We start from the raw sequence: 15,032 nt of genomic DNA on the forward strand, positions 1-15,032 counted from the left end.
CAACACATGAGCAATCGAGCAGTAATCAATACCGACGCGGCCCCCGAAGCCATAGGGACCTACTCGCAGGCAGTCAAAGCCGGTAATACCGTTTATCTGTCCGGCCAGATTCCACTGGTTCCGGAAACCATGCAGGTGATCGAAGGCGATTTCGAGGCCCAGGCCGTTCGTGTTTTTGAAAACCTCAAGGCCGTTTGTGAAGCCGCTGGTGGCAGCATGGATGAAGTGGTCAAGGTGAACCTCTACCTGACCGATCTGGCTAACTTTGCCACCGTGAATGAAGTCATGGCCCGCTACTTTACCCAGCCCTATCCCGCTCGTGCTGCCGTGCAGGTTGCTGCACTGCCCAAGGGCGTGGCATTCGAGGCCGAAGGGGTTATGGTGGTCGGCGACTGATGTCCGCTTTGCAAAGCTGCAGCCGGGCCGGGCTTTTTTTATTCCTAGCCCTGGTGCTGGCTCCCTCATTAAAAGCTCAGCCGGTTGAAGGCAGTGCCTTCTGGCAAACAGCCGTAGCCACGACCCTGATTACCACCCTGGCGACCAACCCCATGGGTGCTGATGCGGTGCTGGTTGAATCAGGTCAGGGTGAAGAGGTGATGGCGCATCGTGCAGCCTGGCGTTGGCACTGGCAGGATCTGCATCAAGGGGATTGGCTGCAGATCAAACTCTATGGCCAGGTGGCACTGGAATACTGGGAAGGAAAGCGTGAAGCCGGTACCCAGGACCGTAATAATCTGCTGGTACTGACTCCGGTGTTTCGTTTGCAAACACCCCTGGCCTGGTTGCCTTACCTGGAAACCTCGATCGGTGCCACCTTCATGTCGGCCAGCCGTTTTCCAGCTACAGATCATGAGTTTGGCCAGAATTATCAATTCTCCGATACGCTGGCTTTAGGCTGGCAGTGGGGTGCACAACAGCAATGGGAGCTGGCCCTGCGTTATCGCCACTATTCCAACAACGGCATGGCCGAGCAGAATAACGGCATCGATTTTAATATCCTGGCTTTAAGCTACCACTACTGATGCGGGTTGCCTGAATCCTCGAAGTCCTCTGCCGACATCATGTGACCCAGTTTGCTGGCCTTGGTGTTGAGGTAGTGGCTGTTGTGGGGATTCATGCCGGTGGTCAGCGGTAGACGTTCTGCAACCTGAAGGCCATAGTTTTCCAGCGCGGCCACCTTGCGCGGATTATTGGTCATCAGACGCACCCGGCTGATTTGCAGGTGTTTGAGCATGGGGATGAGCATGGAATAGTCGCGCAGATCGGCAGCAAATCCCAGCTGCTCATTGGCTTCCACGGTGTCGGCTCCGGCATCCTGAAGATGGTAGGCCCGGATTTTGTTCAGCAGGCCGATCCCCCGTCCTTCCTGGCGTAGATAAAGCAGCGCACCCCGCCCTTCCTGAGCAATTCTTTTCAGAGCTTCCTGCAATTGAAAACCGCAATCACAACGTAAAGAGAAGAGTGCATCCCCGGTCAGGCATTCGGAATGTACTCTGGCCAGTACCGGTTGATCCTCATCCAGTTCACCCAGCGTCAGGGCAAGATGCTCCTTGCCGGTTTCCGTATCTTCAAAACCGTGCATGGTGAAGGTGGCCCAGGGGGTAGGCAGACGTGAAGAGGCAACAAAACGCAGTGTCACGGGTCTCTATCTCTCAAATGGTGAAAATTAATCTGACTATTCTACTAGGTTGCTGAGCAAACGGCAGCAGCTGTTACAAGTTTTTATTCACAGACCTGCCCTGATCATCCTGGGCAGGCTACAATGGGAGCAACAATTTTCCGTCAGTCTTTTACCCGGTGAAAGACTGTTCAGCTTTTTTTGTATTAGGAAGTCTCATGACAGAATTGAAGAATGATCGTTTTCTGCGCGCCCTGGCCCGTCAGCCGGTTGATAAAACGCCGGTTTGGATGATGCGCCAGGCGGGGCGTTATCTGCCCGAATACCTGGCGACCCGCAAACAGGCGGGCTCTTTCATGGACCTCTGCCGTAATACTGATCTGGCCTGTGAAGTCACCCTGCAGCCGCTGGAGCGTTTTGATCTGGACGCAGCGATTCTTTTTTCCGACATTCTGACCATTCCCGATGCCATGGGGCTGGGCCTCTATTTTGAAACCGGCGAAGGTCCTAAATTCCGCAAAACAGTGCGCAGCCAGGCGGATGTAGATGCCCTGCCTTTGCCCGAAGTGGAAAAGGATCTGGATTACGTCATGAATGCGGTCAGTCGTATTCGTCAGGAACTCAATGGCCGGGTGCCTCTGATCGGCTTCAGTGGCAGTCCCTGGACTCTGGCCACCTATATGATCGAAGGTCAGGGAAGCCGTGAATACCGCCATGCCAAGGGGCTACTCTATGGCCAGCCGGATGTCATGCACCAGCTGCTGGATAAGCTGGCCCAGACGGTAACAGCCTATTTGAATGCCCAGATCCGTGCTGGTGCCCAGGCGGTACAGATTTTTGATTCCTGGGGTGGCAGCCTGTCAACGCCCGCTTACCTGGAATTCTCGCTGCGCTATATGGAACAGATCGTGCATGGTTTGATCCGCGAAAAGGATGGCCGCCGGGTTCCGGTTATTCTCTTTACCAAGGGCGGTGGTCAGTGGCTGGAGCACCAGGCGGCGACCGGCGCTGATGCTCTGGGTCTGGACTGGACCACTGAAATGAAGGATGCCCGCGCTCGTGTGGGTAACCGCGTAGCCCTGCAGGGGAACTTTGATCCCAGTGCGCTTTTTGCACCCCCCGCGGCCATTCGTGCCGAGGTAGGTCGTATTCTGGATAGCTATGGTTCAGGGCCGGGCCATGTATTCAATCTGGGCCACGGAATTAACCAGCATGTTCCCCCCGAGCATGCCAAGGCTCTGGTTGATGCAGTACATGAATTGAGTGAATCCAGACATCGTGAGCAAAATCCAGCCTAGGTAAGGAGTGGCTGCTGCACATAAAAGCACGAAGTGCCCCGGGCTTAACTCGTTTTTTGCCCTTTGTTAGGGTGGTTGCTATCGCTTAACTGCCCGGCACCAAAATGGAGGTGATGATGTTGGCTAACAGTGAAAACTGGCTGGAACCCTGGATGCAAGGCATGACGTCGAGTCTGCCCTTGCCCAGGCTGACTGCTGATCAGCTGGATCAGGTCATGGGAGTAACGCTGGCCGATAATCCGGCCTACTACAAGGATACTCATCACTGGCTGAGTGAATTCAATGGCTTGTGCCTGAAGAATCTCTTTGCCGCTACCCGGGTCCAGCAGGATCTGTGGTCACCTCTGGGAGTGCCGGGAGAAATCTTTACCGGTTGGATGAAACCTCTGGTCAAGGCCACCCAGGAGGCCGTGGCCCAGGGGCGCGATCCTGATCTGGTGGCCCGCGATAATCTGAGAATCGAGTCAGCCTACGCCGCCCGACTACGCAAGATGTTGATTGCCCTGACCTGTGAGCTGGATGCCAGCGCTGAAGAGCAGGAAGCAGCAAGTGACTATCTGACCCGCCAGGGCCGTAAACTGGTTTTTGATCGCAAGCAATGCGACTGGGCCTGTGAGAATCCCACCGGTCAGGCCTGGTTGTTGGGTCAACTGGCCGGGCTTCAGGCACTGGAATGGCAGTACCACAGCTATGGTCAGACACGCCTGAGAGCCATGAAGAAGCTTTTGCGCTCGCTGTTGCAGGTGATTGCCGGAGAGCCCCTCAGTGATCTCAAGCGTAATCCGTATCGTAAGCTGACTCCCGAGGGCACCCGCCAGCAGTCCGATGACGACTATCTTAAAGATTGTGAACTGCGACTTTTAGCGCTTTTGGCGCATGATGCCATCGATATCCGCCGTTTTGCGCTGGAATCCCCCTTTGCCAAGATTGGAGCCTGTGATTGGGAAACGGTGCCCGGTTCCGAGCTCTATTCGGTACGCCTGAGGCATTACCCGCGTCCTCAGGGGGTAAAACCCAACGGCAAAACCCTCTATCTGGCCAGTCCCATGATCAACCGTTGCGAGCTCTTTGATCTGGCACCGGGTAAATCTGTAATCGAAGGGATGCTGAAGCTGGGTTATGACCTCTATATGGTCGATTACGGTAATCCCGGCCCCGACCAGCAGCATCTGGGCCTGAGTTTTTATGGCAAAACCGTTCATGACCGCTATCTTGATCTGATTACCGAGCGTCATCCCGAGCAGTCCATCGAGGTGATGGCCTACTGCATGGGCGGCACCCTCTTTATGCCCTACCTGGCTCGTCGCATCGAAGAAGCGGAACAGGGTGGATGTGATATCAAAATTCGCCAGGTGGTGTTGATGACCACGCCCATGTTTTTTGATGATGACACCAGTGGTCACCAGCCCATGCGCCAATTGATCCGGGAAAGCTATGATCCGGCGATCATGCAGGCCTTTTATGGCAACAGCAACCTGCCGCCACAAACCATTGAGGCCGGTATGCACGCGATTCAACCCGGTGTGGCTTTCAACGTGACAGAAGGTTTTTACGCACGTGCCAACTTCCATGGGGCTATCGATGATGCGGCTCCCTTCCTGCACTGGCTGAATTCGGGCACCCGCTTCCCGGCTAAAGCGCATCGGGAATGGATTGAAAAAGTCTTTATGGGCAATCAAATCTGGGAAGGCCGCTATACCCTGCCGTCTAAAGCGCCTGAGCTGGATGGCAAGCCCGTGGATATGGATGCGTTAAATCGTGCTGATATTGCACTCTTTGATTACCGCGGGCAGAGAGACCCGATTGCTCCCGTGGGTTCCTGCTTGACCAGTGAGCGCTGGGGCAGAAAAGGCAATGTGCAGATGACTCGCGGTGGCCTCAACCGTACGATTGAGAAGAACATCGGCCACATCTTCGTGGTGAGTAAAAAACTGCTCAACGAATACCTGGAAACCGTGGCCGACTTTCTGCAGGATGAACCTCCCGCCTATCAGCCCCAAGCCAAGGCGTCTGCGGCTAAAACGGCAACGGCCAAGCCTTCCGGCTCAACATCGACCCGCAAGGCGAGCAGTCGTCGCCCGTCCGCGTCGAAAAAAACCTAGTAGAAACCAGGGTAAAGGATCAAGCAGAAGCTTCTTCTGCTTGATCCCTGCAGCCTTATTGCTTGGGCAGTCGGCCCAGCAAATAAAACTCTTCGTTGGGTGGCGTGCCGGTCAGGGAAACCATGCGATTGGATAGTCCGAAAAAGGCACTGATGGCACCTATGTCCCAGATGTCATCCAGGGTAAAGCCCACTGCATGCAGTTTTTCCTTCCAGCTGGCATTTAGCTCGCCCGCTTCCAGGCCAATATAGAGGGCAAAATCCAGCATCACCTGATGGCGTTCACTGATCGGTGAAGTGCGGTGATTGACTGCCAGCTGATCGGCCAGGAGTGGATTCTTGCTATAGATACGCAGGATGGCACCATGGGCCACCACACAGTAGAGGCAGCGATTGCGGGCGCTGGTGGCAACCACGATCATTTCCTTTTCTGCTGGTGTCAGGGTATCCGAGTCTCTTTCCATTAAGGCATCGTGATAGGCAAAAAAAGCTCGGAATTCGGCTGGACGATAGGCCAGCATCAGAAAAACATTGGGCACAAAACCGGCTTTTTCCTGAACGGCCAGAATAGCGTCCTGAATGTCCTGGGGCAGATCCTTGATCTGGGAGTCTTTGGGCAGGTCAAAATGAGGGCTGAGTTGGTTCATGAGTGCTTCCTTTTATTGTTATTGGATGATCGCTTGCGCGGCCTGGCGCAAGTACACCTTATTGACCCTACTCAGAGTGAGGTTTGGCCGGCGGGAAGGCAAGCATAAAAAATGCCCTGTCAGTCACGCTGAACAGGGCATTCATATAGCAGCCAGTTGATTAGGAAGCGGCTTTCAACGCCTGATCCAGATCGGCCAGCAGGTCATCAATATGTTCGATACCTACGGACAAGCGAACCATGTCAGCGCTGACACCGGCGCTCTTGAGCTCTTCATCATTCAGCTGACGGTGAGTGGTGGATGCCGGAATGGAGGCACAGCTCTTGGCATCGCCGATGTTGACCAGGCGAGTGAAGAGTTGCAGGGCATCGTAGAAGCGAACACCGGCTTCCTTGCCACCCTGGATACCAAAGCTGAGAATACCGGAGGCCTTGCCACCCATGTATTTTTGCGCCAGGGCGGCATCCTTGTGTTCGGACAGGCCAGCATAGTTCACCCAGCTGACTTGTGGGTGAGCCTGCAGGAAGTCCGCCACCTTCTGGGTGTTGTCACAAATCCGTTCGATACGCAGGGAAAGGGTTTCCAGACCCTGGAGCAGGTTCCAGGCCGCCTGGGCAGAAAGAGCGGCGCCCATGTTGCGCAGGGGAACGACTCGGGCGCGGGCAATAAAGGCCGCTTCGCCGACATCACGAGTGTAGACGACACCATGATAGGAAACATCCGGCTCATTCAACTGAGGGAAGCGCTCGGCATGCTCAGCCCAGGGGAACTTACCGGAATCCACAATCACGCCGCCGACCGTGGTGCCGTGGCCGCCAATGTATTTGGTGGCGGAATGCACGACGATATCAGCACCCTGTTCAATCGGACGCCAGAGGAAGGGGGTGGCAACGGTATTGTCCACGATGACGGGAACGCCATGACGGTGAGCGACTTCGGCCAGTTTTTCCATATCCACAACACTGCCGGAAGGGTTGCCCACGGATTCACAGAAAACTGCCTTGGTTTTGCCATCGATGAGTTTTTCGATACCGGCAAAATCATCCTTGTCGGCAAATCTGACTTCAATGCCCTGCTGAGGTAGAGTGTGGGCAAAGAGGTTATAGGTGCCGCCATAGAGTTCACTGATGGAGACAATATTGTCGCCGGCAGCAGCAATCGTTTGAATGGCATAGGTAATAGCGGCCATACCGGACGCCACTGCCAGACCGGCCAGACCACCTTCCAGAGCGGTTACACGTTGTTCCAGCACCGCGCAGGTAGGGTTCATGATGCGTGAATAGATATTGCCTTCCACTTTCAGATCAAAAAGATCGGCCGCATGCTGGGCTGAATCAAAACTGAAAGAAGTCGTCTGGTGAACAGGGATGGCAACGGAATGCTGGTCGTCAGGCTGGTAGCCGTGATGCAGGGCAAGGGTTTCGCGCTTCATGGTGAGTATCCTTATTTTATTTTCGAAGATAGTATTTGGTTATAATGCTGTCCTTTTTTATAACTGTCAATGGGGTTTCGCAGCGAAGTTATGGCAAAACAGAAAACAGCCTTTGTCTGTATAGAATGTGGTGCTGAGTACAGCAAATGGCAGGGTCAGTGCTCCGCTTGCAAGCAGTGGAATAGCGTGCAGGAGGTGCGCCTGGGTGCGGTCAGCAACAAGTCTTCCGGCGCCGGTCGAACCGGTTTTGCCGGAGCCCTGACCCAGCAGGTGCAGGATCTGTCCGAGATCAGTCTGGAAGACCTGCCGCGTTTTTCTTCCACCTTCAGTGAGTTTGATCGGGTGCTGGGTGGTGGCCTGGTACCGGGTTCAGCGATTCTTTTGGGTGGTCATCCGGGTGCAGGTAAATCCACGCTGCTGCTGCAGACGGCTTGCAAGCTGGCGCAGTTGATGAAGGTGCTTTATGTGACCGGTGAGGAATCCCTGCAACAGGTAGCCATGCGAGCCCAGCGTCTGGGGCTGCCAACCCAGGGCTTAAAGATGCTGGCTGAAACCAGTATTGAAAAACTGCTGGCAGTTGCTGAGGTGGAAAAACCCCAGGTGCTGATCGTGGATTCCATTCAAACCATGCAGCTGGATGATCTCCAGTCAGCACCCGGCGGCGTTGCTCAGGTACGTGAATCGGCCGCCTATTTAACCCGTTTTGCCAAGCAGACCAACACGGTTTTATTCCTGGTCGGACATGTGACCAAGGATGGCTCTCTGGCTGGCCCCAAGGTGCTGGAGCACATGATCGATGCTTCCCTGCTGCTGGAAGGTGATGGCGATTCCCGCTTTCGTACTCTACGTGGTCACAAAAACCGCTTTGGGGCGGTTAATGAGCTGGGGGTTTTTGCTATGCTGGAAACGGGGCTGAAGGAAGTGAAAAATCCCTCCGCGATTTTTCTCTCCCGTGATGAGGAGCCGGCTGCGGGTAGTGTGGTCATGGCCACTTGGGAGGGAACACGCCCTCTGCTGGTGGAAGTGCAGGCGCTGGTGGATGAGTCGGCACTGGGTAACCCCCGCCGGGTCGCAGTGGGGCTGGATACCAATCGCCTGTCTTTGTTGTTGGCGGTTCTTCATCGTCACGGTGGCATCTTTACCGGTGACCAGGATGTTTTTGTCAATGTTGTGGGTGGGGTCAAGGTTCTGGAAACCGGTGCTGATCTGGCTGCCTTGATGGCGATTGTCTCTTCGCTTCGCAACCAGCCTCTATCGCCGGAATTGATGATTATCGGTGAGGTCGGGCTGTCGGGTGAAATCCGTCCGGTGCCCAGTGGCCAGGAACGAATTCGCGAGGCGGCAAAACATGGTTTCAAACGAGCCCTGGTACCCAAGGGCAATGTGCCCAAGGAAAAGCCTGCAGGTATGGAGGTAATCGGAGTGACCCGTTTAAGTGAGGCTTTGGAAGCCCTTTAATACAGGAAATCAGCCATGCTGGGAAAAATTTGGCAGCGTATTTATACCCTCAAGAACTGGCAGTATCTGGTCAGTTTATTGCTCTTGTTGCTGGTCCTGGGGGAAATGGCCGGTTTCTGGCCACTCAAGGCTGTAGATCGTCTGGAAGGTTTGAGTTACGACCTGCGGGTGCAATCAACGCTCAGCTATGAAAAAGATCCTTCCATCGTCATTATCGATCTGGATGAGCGCAGCCTGAGTGAGCTGGGCCAGTGGCCCTGGCCGCGGGTCGTTGTGGCAGAACTGATTCAGACCCTGTTTCTGGATTATGACCTGGGCCTGCTGGGGATGGATATCGTTTTTGCCGAGCCCGAGGGGAATCAGCTGGCGCTGCAATGGCAAGCGCTGCAGCAGCAATATCCACAACTACCGACTGACCCACCCCTGCCCGCAGGTGACCGTATTCTTGCTCAGGTGATGGCTAATTTTCCGGTCGTGACCGGCTATTATTTCCAGTCGCGGGTCAAAGAGACGGATCCACCCTCGGTCGGTCAGTTACCGCCTCCTATCGCTGTGGATGCCGATCCACAACTTTTGGCCAGCCTGCCTTGGCCACGCCCTGAACGCTATTCCTCGAATCTGGATATTCTCCAAGATGCTGCCCTGGGCGGCGGTTTTTTTGATAACCCCTTTGTTGATGATGACGGTGTCTTTCGCCGGGTCCCGGTTCTGCAATACTGGGAAGGCGGTCTCTATCCTAATCTACCCTTGGCGATGATGTATCAGGTGCTGGGGCAGCCGCCTTTGCAGCTGGATATTGCTGAAGGGGGCGGCGTACCGCAACTGGAAGCCGTGGATGTGGGTGGCTTCAAGATTCCTACTGATTCCCGCGGCGGAGCTCTGGTGCCCTGGTATGGTGAGCGAGGCCACTTTACCTATGTCTCGGCTACCGATGTTCTCCATGGTCGGGTTGATCCGAGCAAGCTGGAAGGTGCTCTGGCCATTTTGGGGGCTTCAGCTCCTGGTTTGATGGATTTGCGGGCCACGCCTGTGGCCAGTATTTTTCCCGGGCCGGAAATCAATGCCAGCCTTTTGGCCGGCATTCTGCATCAGAGTTACCGCGCTGAGCCAGCCTATTCCCTGGCAGCAGGTCTTTTGATCCTGGGGGTTCTAGGGTTGTTGATCACCTTTATTTTTCCGCGTCTGAAAGCAATTGCCGTTCTGGTGGTGAGTCTGGTGCTGGTGACTGTGCACCTGGGCATTAATATCTGGGCTTGGCAGGAGGGCTGGGTGCTGCCCCTGGCCTCGGGATTGCTGCTACTGATACTCATGGCAGGCTGGCATCTGGCGATGAACTTCTTACGTGAAAGTCGCGAAAAAGGCTGGGTTACCGAGCGTTTTGGACAATATGTACCGCCCGAGCTGGTCGAGGAAATGGTGGATAGTCATGCCAGTTTCGGTCTGGAAGGCGAAGAGCGGGAACTGACCGTTCTCTTTTCTGACGTGCGTGGTTTTACTTCTTTTTCCGAGGGCATCCCGCCGGCTGAATTGACGGGTGTGATGAACCGGCTTTTGACGCCGATTACCAAGGCCATTCATGCCAACCAGGGTACGATCGACAAGTACATGGGGGATGCGGTCATGGCCTTTTGGGGAGCACCTTTACAGGATGAGCAGCATGCCAGCCATGCCTTGGATGGAGCCTTTGCCATGCTCAAGGCGTTAGACGAAATCAATCAGGTTTTCACTGCAGAAGGCATGAAGCCCTTGGCTATGGGGATCGGTCTGAATACCGGGTTTATGAATGTGGGCAACATGGGATCGGAATTCCGCATGGCCTATACCGTCATGGGCGATAACGTCAATCTGGGCTCGCGTTTGGAAGGGCTGACCAAGGCCTATGGCGTCAAGATCATCGTTAGTGAAATGACGGCCAAAGCTGCACCGGAGTACGCTTACCGTCGCCTGGATAAGGTAAGGGTGAAGGGGCGGTCTGAGCCTGTCACGATTCTGGAGCCCCTGGGATTGGAGACTTCGCTGCAAGCAGAAGATCGGGATTGGCTGCAAAAACATGAGGCTGCCCTGGAGGTTTATCACCAGGCACGTTTTACAGAGGCCCGTCAGCTTTATCAGAAATTACAGGCCGACTATCCGCAAGACAGTCTGCCGGGTGTTTATCTGGATCGTATTGATCACTATCTGGAGCAGCCTCCCGGTGAGGACTGGGATGGCGTCTGGACCCATACCGAGAAATAGAGAAAAGGGAGGCATCTGCCTCCCTTTCTTTGTTGTGAGACGATCAGGAGTGGAGAGCTATTACAGCTGAAAAGTCTTGCAGGGTTCCAAGATCTGGATGTCGGTGGAAGCCAGATCGTCTTGCAAGCGTTCCAGTTCACCCTTGATTTCCAAGTGCTGGCTGGGCTTTAGATGGGAAAGCCAGATTTGTCCGGGGGGTGTTTTCAGGGTCTTGAGTAGATCCTTGACCATTACGGGCGTCAGGTGCTTGGACATCTTGCCCAGTTCGTAAAGACGATCGGGAAAGGCGCACTCGGTCATGAGTACATCCAACTTGCCCAACTGATTGATGGTTTCCACGACACTATCGCTATAGGTGGTATCCCCGGTAAAGGCCAGGGTCTGGCCGCTGTCACTGAGCAGGTGGTAGCCACAGGTCGGCACTATATGTTCAACCGGAAAGGGAGTGTAAGAGATACCCTCCACTTCTATCTTCTGCCAGGGGGTGATTTCATTAAAGGCTACAACCGGGTTGTGCTTGTTGGGCAGAGTGGAAAAGTCAGGCCAGATTTTCCAGTTAAAAATATGTTCCTGCAGGGTTTCTATGACTTCGGGCAGGGCATAGACCTGTATCGGCGTTTTGATGGCTTCAAACAGGTTGTCGATCAGAAGGGGTAGAAAACAGACGTGATCAAGATGCGAGTGGGTCAGAAAGATATTTTTTATCTTGAGCAGCTCATTTTGCGGCAAATTACCCAGCCCACTGCCTGAATCCAGCAGCGTATGCTCATTGATACGGTAGCAGGTGGTTTGCTGTCCTAGCCCCATCCCGCCGCTGCAACCAAGAATTTCTACCTTCACAGCCTTATGCTCCTTGCTTCATGCCTGGGATATGGAAGCCAGACGTAATCCAGGCAGATTATCAACGTCCACTTCATCGATTTGTTCATCGCGCAGATGTTTCTTAGCGTAATCAAGGTACACTTTTTTGTAAACGAACGCGGCATACAAATCTGGATCCAGGTGATTATCCTCGACCATTCTGCCCATAATGGTCAAGGCTAAAGATAAGGGCATGGGTTTTTTGTAGGGGCGCTCATGAGCGGTTAAGGCTTCAAAGACATCAGCGATCCCCATGATACGGGCAGGAATCGACATTTCTTCTCGCTTGAGTCCGCGAGGATAGCCTTTGCCATCCATGCGTTCATGGTGGCCACCAGCATATTCAGGCACTCGTTGCAGGTTGCGCGGGAAGGGTAGCTGTTCCAGCATATTCAACGTATGCACCATGTGGCCTTCCATGATCTTGCGTTCTTCCTGGTTCAGGGTGCCCTTGCGAATGGAAAGATTCTTCACTTCCTCTTCGGTTAGCAGTGGCTGGGTCTCTCCCTGCAGATTAATCCAGGTTTTCTCTCCCAGAGCCTCGACCCGCGCAATCAATTCGTCGGCCATGAATTCACCGCCAGTATTGGCTGTACGCAAGAAGGCGAGGTCATCGGCCAGTTGTTCTTGGGCCTGGTTATAGGCCTCCAGGGTTGCTGCAGGTAATTCCCGGCCTTCTCGAGCTGCGGCCAGTTCTTCTTTCAGGTGCTGAATTTCCAGATCCCGCCGCAGGATTTCAAAGCGATCGCCAACCCAGTCGATACGATCAACGATGGTTTCCAGCTTGGTGGATTTTTCCATGACGTGGTGAGGCGTGACGACCTTGCCACAGTCATGCAGCCAGGCTGCTGTCTTCAGTTCATACATGTCATCTTCTGACATGCGAAAATCTTCCAGGCCGGGGAAGCCGGCACCACTGGCTGCTTCGGCCAGCATCAGGGTGGCATCGGGTACGCGACGGCAATGAGCACCGGTATGGGCGGATTTGGAGTCGATCGCGCTGGCGATGACTTGAGTGAAGCTATCAAACAGGTTACGCAATTCGTCTATCAGGCGGCGGTTGGTCAGGGCGATGGCGGCCTGGGAGGCCAGGGATTCGGCAATATCCTGATCACTGTCATCAAATTCCGTAAGCTCGCCTTTTGCATCCAGTTTATTAAGCAGCTGTAGCGCGGCTATGACTTCACCTTCGTGATTGAGCAGGGGAACGGTGAGAAAGGATTTGGAGCGATAACCGGTTTTCTCATCAAAGGCACGGGTTCCGGAAAAATCAAAGCCTTCTTCGTGGTAGGCGTCAGCAATACGTGCTGTTCGCTTATGCAAAACCGACCAGGCCACAATCATTCGTTCGTTGGGTTGTTGCTGCTCCAGATAGAGGGGAATCAAGGGAAAGTTGTCCCCGACCGGAGCACCGCTCCCCCCCAAATGGATGTTAAGCTTATCGTTTTGAACCATGGCAAAACGCAGAGAAGGGCCTTCTGGCTCAACCATGTAGAGGGTTCCCGCATCGGCTTGCGTGAGTTCACGGGCGCTGCTCAGTATCATCTCCAGCAGCTGGTTCTGATCGCTTTGGGCAGAAAGTGCTATGCCGATAGCATTGAGTCTGCGAATGCGTTCATAGCTGGGGTTGGAAGGCGTGGCCGATGACATGAAAACCTCTGAGTGGAAGGCAGAAAGTCCTAGATCTTAGCAAAGCTTAGCGATCTAAGTGTGAACCGGTTCACATTTATGGGTAAGTTTGAGTACCGATTTATTTATAATAATGGCAGAAAATAATTCAGAGTAAACCAGGTGGGGAAATCATGATTAGAGTGGCTGTAATGGGTGCCGTCGGACGTATGGGCAAGGCACTGATCCAAGCGATCGATGAAGATCCTGCAACGGAGCTGGGCGCAGGTATTCTGGAGCCCAGCTCTAGCCTGATCGGTGCTGATTTAGGTGAAATTGCGGGTGTGGGTAAGCGTCAGATTGCTGCTGTAGGTGACGTTGAGTCTGTGCTGGATGATTTTGATGTACTGATTGATTTTACCCAGCCGCAGGTCACCCTGGCCAATGCGGCCCTCTGTGCTTCTGCAGGTAAGCAGCTGGTAGTGGGCACTACGGGTCTGAACGACGAACAGAAAGCACAATTGCAGGAAGCCGCTAAGAAGACATCGATCGTTTTTGCGCCCAATATGAGTGTGGGGGTCAACCTCTGCTTCAAGCTGCTGGAAATGGCCGCAGCTGCCCTGGGCGATGATTATGATGTGGAGATCGTCGAAGCGCACCATCGTCACAAGGTGGATGCCCCTTCGGGTACTGCGCTGGGAATGGGTGAAGCCGTGGCTCGTTCACTGGGGCGTGATCTGAAAGAAGTCGCGGTCTACGGGCGTGAAGGCCATACCGGTGCGCGGGATTCCAAGACCATCGGTTTTGCCACTATGCGTGTGGGCGATGTTGTGGGCGATCATACGGTGGTATTCGGCACGGAAGGCGAGCGAGTGGAAATTACCCACAAGGCTTCCAGCCGCATGACTTTTGCCAAGGGGGCGGTTCGAGCCTGCAAGTGGTTGCAAGACAAACCGGCTTCTCTTTACAGCATGCAGGATGTGCTGGATCTGCATTAATGAATAGGGCTTTGCTCCAGGCCCAGGGTGTTCCGGGCCTGGTTTTACCTGAAGGAAACGGCAATGGCGGCTAGGCAATGACTTCGGATCTGAATTTTTCCCGGGAAGGAAAGCCTCTTTCCGACTCGGAGAAAGAAAAAATTCGCCTGGAGCATGAGGCGGCCCGCCTGTTTATGCGGCTTTATGAGGCCTGCTTTGAAGTACCGGTTCGACATATCTGGCATAACGAGCCTCAGAAGCCGGACGTTTCCTGCTATCTGAACAAACAGAGACTGGATCTGGAGATTGCCCATCTCTACGGTAGCGAAGTCGAAGCCATGCTGGTACTGGGTCACGATCAGGGTAATGCCACCTGGCGTTATCTGACCGAGCTGGCGGCCACCCCGCCGGATGAGCGCCTGCTGACGGCCCTGAACCGGATTTTAGCCAACAAGGCGGAAAAGAACTATCACTCCGATCGGGTCTGGCTGGTTATTCGCAATGCCAACCCGCTTTGGCGAAGAGAAGATTTTCTGCAAAGGATGGATGCCATTTGTCTGCCGGAAGGGCATCCGTTTGAACAGGTCTGGGTAGTGGCTGACTTTGATGGCGAGAGCGGTCTGGTACAGATTTATCCATCCGGCCAGGCTCCTGCCTGCTGACGATATTTCTGGACACAAGGCCCGCTAAAGCGCTAAAATCATGGAAATAAGCGCCTGCACTTACTTGGTGCGATCAGGGCAAAAAGTAGCCCTCAAGCAAACAATACAGACCAAAGCGGGATGGACACTTGTGTT

The 15,032-nt window shown here is 54.2% G+C and carries 13 protein-coding genes; 8 read left to right on the top strand and 5 right to left on the bottom strand.

Annotated features, from left to right (window positions below):
* Nucleotides 1–6: 6 nt before the first annotated feature.
* Together DFK18_RS03655 and DFK18_RS03660 are read left to right on the top strand one after the other, a co-directional pair.
* Nucleotides 7–396, top strand: coding sequence for a RidA family protein (locus DFK18_RS03655; RefSeq protein ID WP_114416858.1), 390 nt, complete (start codon nt 7–9; stop codon nt 394–396).
* Nucleotides 396–1,022 (top strand): acyloxyacyl hydrolase, encoded by a 627-nt coding sequence (locus DFK18_RS03660; RefSeq protein ID WP_114416859.1) that lies wholly within the window; start codon nt 396–398, stop codon nt 1,020–1,022. The genes DFK18_RS03655 and DFK18_RS03660 overlap by 1 nt, the downstream gene beginning before the upstream one ends.
* Here the strand turns inward: DFK18_RS03660 and ribA are convergent.
* Entirely contained in the window at nt 1,016–1,639 is a 624-nt protein-coding gene (gene ribA / locus DFK18_RS03665; RefSeq protein ID WP_114416860.1) for a GTP cyclohydrolase II, read from the bottom strand. The genes DFK18_RS03660 and ribA overlap by 7 nt on opposite strands.
* A 197-nt stretch (nt 1,640–1,836) precedes the next feature.
* Between ribA and hemE the strand changes: the two genes are divergently transcribed.
* Entirely contained in the window at nt 1,837–2,916 is a 1,080-nt protein-coding gene (gene hemE, locus DFK18_RS03670) for a uroporphyrinogen decarboxylase (RefSeq protein WP_114416861.1), read from the top strand.
* Nucleotides 2,917–3,032: 116 nt separating this feature from the next.
* Nucleotides 3,033–5,018, top strand: coding sequence for an alpha/beta hydrolase (locus DFK18_RS03675; RefSeq protein ID WP_114416862.1), 1,986 nt, complete (start codon nt 3,033–3,035; stop codon nt 5,016–5,018).
* A gap of 55 nt (nt 5,019–5,073) precedes the next feature.
* On the opposite strand, the gene DFK18_RS03680 is transcribed toward DFK18_RS03675, so the two are convergent.
* On the bottom strand, nt 5,074–5,664 hold the full coding sequence (locus DFK18_RS03680; RefSeq protein ID WP_114416863.1) for a peroxidase-related enzyme: 591 nt from the start codon (nt 5,662–5,664) through the stop codon (nt 5,074–5,076).
* Between the two features lie 160 nt (nt 5,665–5,824).
* Nucleotides 5,825–7,096, bottom strand: coding sequence for an O-acetylhomoserine aminocarboxypropyltransferase/cysteine synthase family protein (locus DFK18_RS03685; RefSeq protein ID WP_114416864.1), 1,272 nt, complete (start codon nt 7,094–7,096; stop codon nt 5,825–5,827).
* Nucleotides 7,097–7,186: 90 nt separating this feature from the next.
* Between DFK18_RS03685 and radA the strand changes: the two genes are divergently transcribed.
* Together radA and DFK18_RS03695 are read left to right on the top strand one after the other, a co-directional pair.
* On the top strand, nt 7,187–8,554 hold the full coding sequence (gene radA, locus DFK18_RS03690; protein WP_114416865.1) for a DNA repair protein RadA: 1,368 nt from the start codon (nt 7,187–7,189) through the stop codon (nt 8,552–8,554).
* Between the two features lie 15 nt (nt 8,555–8,569).
* Nucleotides 8,570–10,789, top strand: a complete 2,220-nt coding sequence (locus DFK18_RS03695; RefSeq protein ID WP_114416866.1) for a CHASE2 domain-containing protein — start codon at nt 8,570–8,572, stop codon at nt 10,787–10,789.
* A gap of 60 nt (nt 10,790–10,849) precedes the next feature.
* On the opposite strand, the gene DFK18_RS03700 is transcribed toward DFK18_RS03695, so the two are convergent.
* On the bottom strand, nt 10,850–11,629 hold the full coding sequence (locus tag DFK18_RS03700) for a 3',5'-cyclic-nucleotide phosphodiesterase (RefSeq protein ID WP_114416867.1): 780 nt from the start codon (nt 11,627–11,629) through the stop codon (nt 10,850–10,852).
* 18 nt (nt 11,630–11,647) lie between these two features.
* Nucleotides 11,648–13,300 carry an HD family phosphohydrolase gene (locus tag DFK18_RS03705; protein ID WP_114416868.1) on the bottom strand — a complete coding sequence of 551 codons (1,653 nt, stop codon included), beginning with the start codon at nt 13,298–13,300 and terminating at the stop codon, nt 11,648–11,650.
* Nucleotides 13,301–13,452: 152 nt separating this feature from the next.
* Between DFK18_RS03705 and dapB the strand changes: the two genes are divergently transcribed.
* Nucleotides 13,453–14,256, top strand: coding sequence for a 4-hydroxy-tetrahydrodipicolinate reductase (dapB, locus tag DFK18_RS03710; RefSeq protein ID WP_178006170.1), 804 nt, complete (start codon nt 13,453–13,455; stop codon nt 14,254–14,256).
* 77 nt (nt 14,257–14,333) lie between these two features.
* Complete coding sequence (locus DFK18_RS03715; protein ID WP_114416869.1) at nt 14,334–14,897, top strand: hypothetical protein; 564 nt, start codon at nt 14,334–14,336, stop codon at nt 14,895–14,897.
* Nucleotides 14,898–15,032 lie beyond the last annotated feature (135 nt).

This window comes from Marinospirillum perlucidum (assembly GCF_003336805.1).
Lineage (GTDB): Bacteria > Pseudomonadota > Gammaproteobacteria > Pseudomonadales > Halomonadaceae > Marinospirillum > Marinospirillum perlucidum.

Excerpts from the sequence above, each read along its gene's own strand:
- DFK18_RS03655 (WP_114416858.1), top strand. The coding sequence starts at position 7 with ATGAGCAATCGAGCAGTAATCAATACCGACGCGGCCCCCGAAGCCATA.
- DFK18_RS03660 (WP_114416859.1), top strand. The coding sequence starts at position 396 with ATGTCCGCTTTGCAAAGCTGCAGCCGGGCCGGGCTTTTTTTATTCCTA.
- hemE (WP_114416861.1), top strand. The coding sequence starts at position 1,837 with ATGACAGAATTGAAGAATGATCGTTTTCTGCGCGCCCTGGCCCGTCAG.
- DFK18_RS03675 (WP_114416862.1), top strand. The coding sequence starts at position 3,033 with ATGTTGGCTAACAGTGAAAACTGGCTGGAACCCTGGATGCAAGGCATG.
- DFK18_RS03680 (WP_114416863.1), bottom strand. The coding sequence starts at position 5,664 with ATGAACCAACTCAGCCCTCATTTTGACCTGCCCAAAGACTCCCAGATC.
- DFK18_RS03685 (WP_114416864.1), bottom strand. The coding sequence starts at position 7,096 with ATGAAGCGCGAAACCCTTGCCCTGCATCACGGCTACCAGCCTGACGAC.
- radA (WP_114416865.1), top strand. The coding sequence starts at position 7,187 with ATGGCAAAACAGAAAACAGCCTTTGTCTGTATAGAATGTGGTGCTGAG.
- DFK18_RS03695 (WP_114416866.1), top strand. The coding sequence starts at position 8,570 with ATGCTGGGAAAAATTTGGCAGCGTATTTATACCCTCAAGAACTGGCAG.
- DFK18_RS03705 (WP_114416868.1), bottom strand. The coding sequence starts at position 13,300 with ATGTCATCGGCCACGCCTTCCAACCCCAGCTATGAACGCATTCGCAGA.
- dapB (WP_178006170.1), top strand. The coding sequence starts at position 13,453 with ATGATTAGAGTGGCTGTAATGGGTGCCGTCGGACGTATGGGCAAGGCA.
- DFK18_RS03715 (WP_114416869.1), top strand. The coding sequence starts at position 14,334 with ATGACTTCGGATCTGAATTTTTCCCGGGAAGGAAAGCCTCTTTCCGAC.